The organism is Vagococcus allomyrinae, from assembly GCF_017829975.1.
GTDB classification, from domain to species: domain Bacteria; phylum Bacillota; class Bacilli; order Lactobacillales; family Vagococcaceae; genus Vagococcus_D; species Vagococcus_D allomyrinae.
This window is the reverse complement of the sequence record NZ_JAEEGA010000037.1, coordinates 1-10,210: the sequence shown is the minus strand read 5'-3', so window position 1 is coordinate 10,210 and position 10,210 is coordinate 1. Positions and strand designations below refer to the sequence as shown.

Below are 10,210 nucleotides of genomic sequence, written 5' to 3'. Positions count from 1 at the left end.
TCTCTAGATTTAGTCATGTTCTTGGTTCTGATATAGTATAAGCACATTAGATTTAGAAAACCATTATCCGAACCAATATTAAGCTGTCTATATTTCTCATATGTTTCATCTAACGTTTTTTTTGCACTAACTAAATCGCCTAAGCTAATATGTATGTTAGCCAGTAATAAATAAAACTCGCGTCTACTATTTTCTTGCGAAACAGCTTGTTCAGCACACTTTCTCGCTTCTATAAGATTTCCTTCTTTAGAATATAAAGACGATTTCCTATGAAGTACACTACCTTGCGTATCTACTTGTTCTAGTTGACCTAAGTAACTTCTAGCATCATCAAAGTTGTTTTGTCTTATTGCATTTTTTGCAGCTAAATCTAACATAAATTTATTTTTAAAATTAGTTTTCACTAGTCCTTCATTTAAAATTTCTCTTACTTTATCAAGTTCTCCTAATTGATAGTAACACTCTCCTAAATCTCGGTAAATATAAGGAGAAGCATAGTAGTTCTTTTTAACATTTTCATATTTTTCAGCTGCCAGAGTAAATTTTCCAGCTTTCAAATATTTAAATCCACAAATGCTCAAATATTTCTCTATCGACAAATCGTGCATCTTCCTAAGGTCTGCATCTGTATTTTCTTTTAACCTTATCTTAGATCGGATGTAATATTCTAAAGCTGATATATTATCTTTATCTAGTTTTAATAATTTTTCAAACAAATTCTTAGCCGTTAACCAATCTTTACTTTTATAAGCACTCATAGCACTTTTATATATGTCTGAAGGCAAGATTAATTTCTTGAATTTATCCAAGCCATTATTCACATCAGAACGTAGTAAACAAACTATAAGAACGTCTAGTGTTTTAATATCAGGTACATTATCGGAGTTTAAATACTCATTTTTCAAACGACCTACTATTGATTTATAATCATTCTTATTCAAAACACCATATCTTTGATTTAGAGCATTTACAACAGGAGTGGAAATAGAGTATGATTGAGAATCAACGTTTAACGTTACTATGCTCAAATCTATTAAACGATTTATTAACTTATTGGAATCTGGAACTAGGTTCATCAATATCTTTAACGATAAAGAACCAAAGTTATTAATTATTTTAAGTAGATATTCTTCCTCTTTTTTTATATTGTTATTTATATACTCGTCAAAGACCCCTTTATTATAATGAATAAGGTTCACTGGACTTTCTTTAACCATATCTATTCCATAAAGATGTATGTCATTAGACGCAATTCTAACAGCAGGGGGATACCCAGCAATATAATCCCCTACGGTGTTGCTGTCTTCTTTAGAGATATTGATACTATGAAAAACATTACAGTACTGTTTCAATAATTGTGCTGAGGACTCTAAGCTAAGTGGTGGAACGAATGAAACGAAGTATAGATTATTGTTATAACCTCTAGGATTTCTGGTCAGTAAAAACATTACAAATAAATTATCCGTTTTATTTATCTGATTCATCAACTCTAAAATCTCTGTTTTAAATTCTCCCTCAGAGTTAAGCATACCTCCTTTATCTACAAGAATTGGCACTTGGTTGTGTTTTGCAAAATTATTCAGGTAATTCAAAATTTCTGAAACTTGTTCTGCTAATTCCAGTTCGCTAAAACATCTTATATTTTCATCTATTTTGCTAATAGATAGACCCGTCATTGAATCTAGTAATAAGTCTCTGTATAATGAAATCAGTGATTTTGACCCTTCTATTTGATACTCACTTGAAAGTAATAAATTAAAGTTTTGTTTCACTATATATTTAGCAAAACTTCTACGACCAATGCCATCTAAACCAAAAAATACAAGGTTTCTAGAATTTCGATCCGACGAAAAATAATGCCTAGCAAATTTTTCTTGATCTTCTCCTCTACCTAAAAATAAACTTTCTACTTTAGTTTCTAAAATGCTTCTAATTAGACTAGCCGCAATTTTAGGGGTCTCTACATATCTAATCAATGAATTTTGTAACCACTTTGGCAAGTTAGCGTGCGTAATATCCTTGTCTATCAATATAACTAATATATTAGCAATATCTCGATTTAATACAGCCATTTCAGCTATATTAAGTTCATATGTAACCCATGGAGCACTTAATGATTCCTTACTCGCGAACAAGACAAATACTTCCGAATTTAAAATATAAGTATTAATTTGATTCCTTAAATCTACACCTTCAATAAACTGATGACTGTCTATCACAGCATTGACATGACCTAATTCTTTATAAACGTCTAAAACAAAAGGTTTATCAGCCCCATTGTGGGATAAAAACGCCCTCTTCATAATAGTTAACTCCTCTACTATAATATTTAATAAGTATTATAGTATCACTAAAAAAAAACATATGATAGACATCTGATAAATAAGTTACATTACATGTCCAATACAAATATATTTATTCAAAAAAAAGATAAAAGTAAGTTGACATAATCTATATTATACTAAGTAGCCCGTCCCCCAAGGGATTGGGCGCTTTTCTTTGTGAAAACAAACTGGTATAGGTCAAATTTAGAATCGAAATGCTGATTTAACGGCGTTTCGATTTTTTCATAGTTAGTGAAAGGGAGGGCATTTATCAGCTGATATAGGCAACCGGTTCTTTATAAATGGTGCAATTACACCAAAAGAAAAGAATTGCATAAGTGATATTTTTCCATCCTGGTTCAGTTTTAAGCAAGGATATGGTACAAATATAAAATTTTAGTTGCATAAATGTCACTATTTTAATATAAAAAGTAATATCACCTTTCTTTTTAATTGTTACTTAGTTAAACTTTAGGTATATAAAATAATAAAAGGAGGAGTAACTAGGAATGCAGATACTATTTTCAGTCATGTCTGTTGCATTATTAATTCTTTTGATTATAGCTATAGTCAAACCAGAGTATAGGAAAAGAAAAAATATTATCATTTTGATATGTTCAATATTGCTATTGCAATTTTTTTCTAGTGTAATAACAACTATATCTGATTTATTCTTTTTGATATTTTTAATATCTATTGTTAGTCTTATTACATTTATTTTTCGATCTAGATTCAGAAAAAAACAGTTTATAATTTCAAGTTTAATTGTAGCAATGGCATCGATGTTTTTATTAAGTGCAACTATGACACCAGAAGAAAGATTATTGGCCCAAAAATCTTCAGAAGAAAGAGTAGTAAAAAAACAGCAAGAACAAGATCTAAAAGAAAAAGAGAAGGCAGAGGCTGATAGATCAGTTAAAGAAAAGAAGAAGAAGGCGGAAGCTGACAAGTTAGCTAAGAAGCAGAAGGAGAAGGTTAAAACTGACAAATTAGCTAAGGAGCAACAAGAGAAAGCAGAAGCTGACAAATTAGCTAAAGAACAACAAGAAAGAGCAGAAGCCGACAGGTTAGCTAAAGAGCAGCAAGAGAAAGCAGAAGCCGACAGATTGGCTAAAGAGCAGCAAGAGAAAGCAGAAGCCGACAGATTGGCTAAAGAGCAACAAGAGAAAGCAGAAGCCGACAAATTAGCTAAAGAGCAGCAAGAAAAGGTAGAAGCCGACAGATTGGTTAAAGAACAGGAAGAACAAGCTAGGAACAACAATTTGACAGAGGAAAAGCAATTTGTAGACTCTAATGGTAATGGGACTATTAAAGGGAGCCAAAATGGTATATATCATGTTCCTGGTAGTACTTATTATAGCAGGACTACTAATCCAGTCGCTTGGTTTAAAACTGTTTCAGAAGCGGTTCAATCTGGTTATGTAGCTCCTAAAAGATAGATAAACGGGGACCGAACTTACTTTGTTTGGTGAGCTAAGACCAAGAATTTAGTTTAAACAGTATTTTTAGAAATTATGCATAGTAAATTAAAAAAGAGCAACCAGATTCTTCGTCTGATTGCTCCAGGAGTTTGGATAATTCACTTGGGAGGAGTGAATTAATGAAAAAGTTTTGTTAGGGTTGTTTGTTGGTATGAACTGACTATAGCAAGCAATTATGATAAATCTGTGAAGGCAGTTCAATAAAATCATGAATCCAGGGATCAGACAAAATAGTCTAGTTGAACCAGCGAGAAAAAAATCCTTTTTTATTGGAAAGTGGTTTGCTTGTTTCGCCAGTTTTCTTCTTTGTGGCATCAAATTTCATTGTTTGCTGATCCGTTTTTTCAGTGTGTTCTGAAGGGGATTTTTTTGGTTCTTCAGAAACATGATTATCCTTGTTTTTTTCTTCTAAGCTAGTTTCCAAGGCAAAGATTTTTTGATTGGCCTGGAGCGTGAGAACTTGCTGTTGATCCAGTAGTTTCTGTAGCTGTGTTTGGTGAACTAGCAACTCGTGTATTTGCTTATCCTTAGTGACTAATTGGTTACTGAGGATACTGTATAAGTCATCATTTTCTTTTGTCGTTTTTTTTGCTGGTTCAGGACTGATTTTTTGGGTCAAAAGCTTAACAGCTTCATCGTTAAGGGAGTATACTCCTTTGTCGTTTTTAGTGTATAGTTTTGCCGGCAAAGAACGGAAATGATACTGTACAGTTTGCTTGCTAACTCCTAAGTCATCAGCAAGCTCCTTTATAGTTTTTGCCATATAGTGACACCCTCAATTTTCTGTATGATTTTAGAACAAAGGAATTGATTTAGAGCAAGTTGATTCTTGAAAGTATATTTTGAAACTAGAAATTTTATTACCTTTTCTAGCTTTTACTTTTTCAACTCTAAAAGTAGAAAATATCACATTACCGTTTTTATCTGGAGTGGTAAATTCATTTTTAGCTCTTTCCAAAATTCTTTCATCAATATGTGACATTCGATATGAACTTGGAATACTTAAAATCTCTTTAAACTCATGCACCTTGACGAACCAAGCACCTTTGCGAGTTTTCAAATCACGGTGAGACATCAATTGGCGATATAATTCTTTAGAATAACTACTGGACAGACTAGTCATATTTTCCAATTCAAATCTAGTGAAGTTTGTGCCGATTGAATTCAAAATAAATTCAAAACGCTCACTTGCTTGAATAATTACTTTTTCATTCTCTTTATCAATAGCAAATCGTTGAAAGAGAAGAAGCTCTTCAAAATAATGACTATCTTCAAATTGGTAATTTAAATGCTTCATTTTGTCCCAAGTAGCTTTTATTGCTAGGTAGAACCCCTCTTTTTCTCTACGATCATATTTTGCGATTTCCTTAAAGACATCAAAATCAAATGTCATTTCTTGTGTTCCTTTGCGCTTCATTTTAGAGCAAACAGCCCAAAAAATATCCATTTCAACAGGTGTAAAATTTCTTAAAGGTATAGTGTTTAATCCGTTGTTATAACGTACGACATCATTACTCATATAAGACCTCCTATGAAAATTATACTTAATAAAAAAAGTATAACATAACCCTTGATGTATATGCACATTTTAGCTAAATTTGTTGCACATTATTAGACTATTATCGATTAATAGAAGTGTCCAAAAGTGTGTCCCTTACTGTCCAAAAGTGTGTCCCTTACTGTCCAAAAGTGTGTCCCTTACTGTCCAAAAGTGTGTCCTTTAATGTCCAAAAGTGTTGCACATTGCATACTCAAACGTCTACTCTCCCAAGGTATACCGAGACCCTAGTAGTAGTTCTTAGCAGTTTATCTTAACAGTTTATATAACAGTTTATCTTAAAACGCGTACGCGCATGTAACAAATCTCCCGCCCAAAATTTTGGACTCCTGGAACAAACAGGTTCGCGAATATTAATCCAAAAAAAATCAAATTCAAAAACATAAAGGAGTGAGGACAAGCCTCACATTGTAAAGGTCAACCCCATCTTTAAAGAGAGTTTGAGCTATCCTAAGCTCATTTAGAAGGCATAACGTCTCTTTGTCTTGATTAACTGATCAACTAGCTTAAAGGGCATGCTACGCATGGTCAGGGCAAGCCCTAACAACCCAAAGGCTGAGAAACCACTCTAATTTCACTTTTAAGAAACTTTATAGTCTAATCGATACGTTTCTCTTATCGATAAAATCAAACAGCTTAAATCGGCTTATAAGCCCCAAATAGGACTATGTTATTTCTTTCTTATGAGCCAGCATAGTCCAATATTAATATTACTAGTAATTTTATCGCAAATTATTGCATTTTCTCAGTTAACATCGATCCATGAAAAATAGGACAAAATGTTAACTCGAAAAACGGGTAACAAATGCCAGTCTAATTGCATTTGTTACCCGTTTACTATGTTTCGGTTCCCTTTTTCTACCCCCCTACTAGATGGTGGGGGTTCTAAGTGTCAGGGCTAGGCCCCGACACTGCCAAGCTAAAAAACCTCGCTACGCTAACGCTGAGTCTGCAAGCAGACTCTTTCGCTTCGGCTTTCTTGCTCTGGCAATACGTGAAATATTCTGTTTTTCAGTATAAACTAGAAAACGAAAAACAACAAGAAAACACTCGATAAATTCTAAATGATAAATATGATCTTGTTTTTAATGTTACCGGTAATTATAAAAGACGATAGACCTATAAATGATGGGATTTCCTTAACTGGAAAAGTGAACAAACTCTCAATTTTTTCTCAAAAACGGGGATTGGGGAGTACCCCAAAATTAAAAAACGACAAGAAAATATTAAATTTCTATCGGCTTTTTTCGTAAGTGTCTACACACTTGCAATGCTTGCGCTAAACCTCCCCCTAAAAAGTCAATTGTCTCTTTTTGCAGTGTGACCATCAGCTTAGAAATGCAAAGTTGAGAAAGGGGACATTTTATTCTGTGTGAAAAAAAGAAAAGGGCGCACTTACACAAACTATGTTTGTACGTCGAAATTGTTGGTAAATCTCACGTTGAGAGATTTAGGTCTACGACGTTCTTTTATCATGTTTGTTGTGATTATCTTGATAAATTCCATAAGAAAGCACTGTGTAAATTTTTTAACGTTACTCGTAATATTAAAAATACAAATCTGTTAAAATAAATAAATGGAATGGTTATTCGCAATTTTTTTTGAAATGGAATATAATAAAATTTGTAGTAATAAGTATTTTTGGCGGTGACTGTCTGATATACCTCTAGGAGGTGGATTCTATGGATGGAAAATCTAATGGAAGTGTAGATAGGTCTGTGTCTGATTTAAATGTGGATCTACTTTTGAGATTGGGTACGTTCTTAGTAACCGTCTTAAAATTAGGTTATGATGTTTATAAAGACAAAAAGAGCAACCGTCAGCTTTAGCAGGCGCCCGGTTACTCTTTTTGTTTAACTGTTGTTTGTTGCTTGTTACCGTCATTAAAACGGATTACTATGTTGAACATAACGTTGGCGCGTTATGTTCTTTTTTTTATTTATCATAACGCTAATTTCATAGTTGTTATTATATATAATAATAAACAAATTCTATACTCATATACTAGGCGAAAAAAATTTGAAATTAAAGAGGCGCTTTACCAATATCCTTTTAAGGATATTGGTAATTTATAATTAAATAAGTTATAATTAGTTAGCAATAAATTGCACACCAGTATGAAATGTATTGCTAAACAACTTTGAAAAAGGGGAGAATTGCTATGGTATCTAAAGTATCAGAATACGAAATTTGGAGACAAGAACAGTTTGAAAAAAAAATTGGTTTCTTTCCAGTTTTTAGTGATTTCAAACCATATATGAAAAAATTATCTCCTGGAGCTATTAGTTTATACGTATATTTTGGCTTACATGCAAATCATAAAACAGGTGAAGTTTTTCATAGTGTAGCAACGATAGCTAATTTTTTTAATAAATCACCAAGAACTATAAGTAATTGGATATATGAGCTAGAAAGTGAAAGGTTGATTGAAAGACATCAACAAAAAGTAAACAGCGTTAGTCATACATATCTAGTGCCATATAATTGGCAATCTGGCTATCTCAAAACGGAAGATGATTTTAAGTTTAAATTTGATCAAATCCAGTTTTAGAATCATATTCTTTGTGATCATCTTGATAAATCCCATTCATTATTTTGGTTTTTTTGATGTGTTTTTCGTCGGATCATTTGTTCCGGTTCTTTTGGTGTATTAAATTGGTCTTGTGGTTCGCTTAAAATCCAGTTTAGCAATTTAAGTGGCGACATGTTGAGTAAATCGAAATTGAAAATCTTATCAATCCCACGTGTGATGGACGGGTAATTTGTAAATGAATTAAATAAATTCAGGGTCTTAGACTCAAGATTTTTGTATGCAGCTTGTGAGGCTAAGGCTTTTTGGTGCGCCTGTTGCTCTCTTAATACTGATTGGCTCAATAACTCCTGCAGTCGTTCAATCTCTTGATCCTTTTTAATTAACGAAACGTTGAATAGCCCACGTTCGTGGTCAAATTGATACGTTTCGTCTAATAAAACAGCTATCTTATTTTCTTGCTTGCTTATCGTTTCTTTCATGCCATCAATTGCCATGCTTGTTTGTTTGATGTGTTCAAGCTCTTTAAAATCCACTGTGAATCGTCCAGTAGCTTCCTGTTCCCGTTTAAACATTCCTGTACGTGTTTCTACGTATTCAGGCTCGAAGGCGTCAGGATTGAAATTAGGCGTGTTTCTGGCTTGCTCAACTAATTTCTCTTTTTGCTCTTTTAGATCCTCCAGCTCTCTCATGGTGGCTTTGTATTCAGGTACACTTAATTTTTTTCGTTGACTGCCCTTGGTTCCTCGATCAATGTTAAAGCCGGCGTTGCTTAACCTGACGGGCAATTCATCTTGAACATACCGGAGTTCTTGCCTATTAAACAACGTTTTTGCGGTTAATTTTCCATCTTTCATCGGAACAACACCAATGTGCATGTGTGGTGTTGTTTCGTCCAAATGAACCATGGCATAAGCAATGTTTTGTTTCCCGTATCTTTCTTGAAAAAAGGAGAGTGATTTATTAAAGTACTGGCGTACTTCTGGCATGCTTAACTCTTTAAAAAAATCTCGGTCACTTGAAATAAGCCATTCAGCAACTAAAACAGCGTCTTTTCTGGTTGCTCTCGTTGACACTTTCTGACTGTCAATTGTTTGATTAACCACCTCTCGATAATTGATCAACTCTTTATTCACTAAATCATAATTCAAGTGTGCTTTTGACACGTCGATTTCCTGATTTGAGTGGTTGCTTATTTCTCGTTGATTATGTTTCTGTATGCCATTGAGGTTGTCTGATTTGAATTTTCTCATGGTGGCTACTAGTTGGCTCATTAGTCTTACTCCCCCTTGCGATTTGGTGAAATAGTGACACTTTTACACTGTCCTTGCACTAAAATGGCACTATGCTCCCGTATTTAGTTGTAAAGTGCCACTATAAAAGCTCTTGAAATCGGCTAACTTCCATGTAAAGTATAACTCATTATACTTTAATTCGTAAAGTGTGAGCTCTGCCGAGGGCTAAAACCTTGTTTCCCTGTTTCGTGATTGTCGCTTTTAGGCTTTATCACTCGTCAGGAAAAATCAGGATATTTTAGTTAATCTGGCTAACGCTGCTTAACTAAAATATCCTGGCAAACCTTCTCTTTTTTTTCTGCAGAAAAAAAAGGATCAGCACAAAAATCATGCTGACCTTTTTGATATTATTTTGATTTTGACGTTACCGGTAATTGGGGTAAATGGAATAGCGGAACGGATAATTTTCGTTACCTGAAATTTTGTAAATCGGCAGTGTACATGAGACTTCCTCCAAACAAATTTACTAGTATTGTACCAAATAACAGCAGATTCCCAACATTAATTCCTTATCGATACAAATTGCCCGCAGGCGCTCGGAACCCCAACTATAAATATTCTTATTATTTTATTTTCTCCAGGATATAACCATCCACATCATTTGACGTAGAGCCGAAGAAATCTCTCCGACTTTTCAGTATGCGATGGACTCAAGCAAAATGGGAATACTAGCTTAGCTGCTTGTCGTACAAATTTGTCGAAATCCTGCCGGTATCCCAACTTTTTAAAAATCAATAACAAGAGTCATATTTTCTATATCATCTATTTCAACACTTAACCTAGAAATTTTTTCTTGCGCTTCTATTCTTTCAGATAAAAGAACGCTTTTATCTTCTAATATTAGTCTGTAATATTGCATTTGAATGTAATCAGACTTAGGCTTAAGCTTATCTAAAAATTCTCTAGATTTAGTCATGTTCTTGGTTCTGATATAGTATAAGCACATTAGATTTAGAAAACCATTATCCGAACCAATATTAAGCTGTCTATATTTCTCATATGTTTCATCTAACGTTTTTTTT

Annotated in this window: 8 protein-coding genes; 3 read left to right on the top strand and 5 right to left on the bottom strand. The window is 33.5% G+C overall.

The window, feature by feature from the left end; genetic code table 11:
• Positions 1-2,303: toll/interleukin-1 receptor domain-containing protein (locus I6N95_RS26800; protein WP_209533231.1), on the bottom strand; the 2,303-nt coding region annotated here is incomplete at its 3' end.
• Positions 2,304-2,833: 530 nt separating this feature from the next.
• Between I6N95_RS26800 and I6N95_RS26795 the strand changes: the two genes are divergently transcribed.
• Positions 2,834-3,763 (top strand): sunset domain-containing protein, encoded by a 930-nt coding sequence (locus tag I6N95_RS26795; RefSeq protein ID WP_209533229.1) that lies wholly within the window; start codon positions 2,834-2,836, stop codon positions 3,761-3,763.
• Between the two features lie 277 nt (positions 3,764-4,040).
• Here I6N95_RS26795 and I6N95_RS26790 read toward each other — a convergent pair whose 3' ends face one another.
• Together I6N95_RS26790 and I6N95_RS26785 are read right to left on the bottom strand one after the other, a co-directional pair.
• Positions 4,041-4,568 carry a helix-turn-helix domain-containing protein gene (locus tag I6N95_RS26790; RefSeq protein ID WP_209533227.1) on the bottom strand — a complete coding sequence of 176 codons (528 nt, stop codon included), beginning with the start codon at positions 4,566-4,568 and terminating at the stop codon, positions 4,041-4,043.
• A 30-nt stretch (positions 4,569-4,598) separates the two neighbouring features.
• Positions 4,599-5,324 (bottom strand): replication initiation protein, encoded by a 726-nt coding sequence (locus I6N95_RS26785; protein ID WP_209533225.1) that lies wholly within the window; start codon positions 5,322-5,324, stop codon positions 4,599-4,601.
• Between the two features lie 1,721 nt (positions 5,325-7,045).
• On the opposite strand from I6N95_RS26785, the gene I6N95_RS26780 reads away from it, so the two are divergent.
• Together I6N95_RS26780 and I6N95_RS26775 are read left to right on the top strand one after the other, a co-directional pair.
• Positions 7,046-7,192 (top strand): hypothetical protein, encoded by a 147-nt coding sequence (locus tag I6N95_RS26780; protein WP_209533223.1) that lies wholly within the window; start codon positions 7,046-7,048, stop codon positions 7,190-7,192.
• Between the two features lie 332 nt (positions 7,193-7,524).
• Positions 7,525-7,914, top strand: a complete 390-nt coding sequence (locus I6N95_RS26775; protein ID WP_209533221.1) for a helix-turn-helix domain-containing protein — start codon at positions 7,525-7,527, stop codon at positions 7,912-7,914.
• Between the two features lie 17 nt (positions 7,915-7,931).
• On the opposite strand, the gene mobV is transcribed toward I6N95_RS26775, so the two are convergent.
• The gene (mobV, locus tag I6N95_RS26770) at positions 7,932-9,167 is read right to left on the bottom strand and encodes a MobV family relaxase (protein WP_209533218.1); all 1,236 of its coding nucleotides are present in this window, start codon (positions 9,165-9,167) and stop codon (positions 7,932-7,934) included.
• Positions 9,168-9,912: 745 nt separating this feature from the next.
• A partial coding sequence (locus I6N95_RS26765; protein ID WP_209533216.1) for a hypothetical protein occupies positions 9,913-10,210 on the bottom strand: 298 nt, incomplete at its 5' end.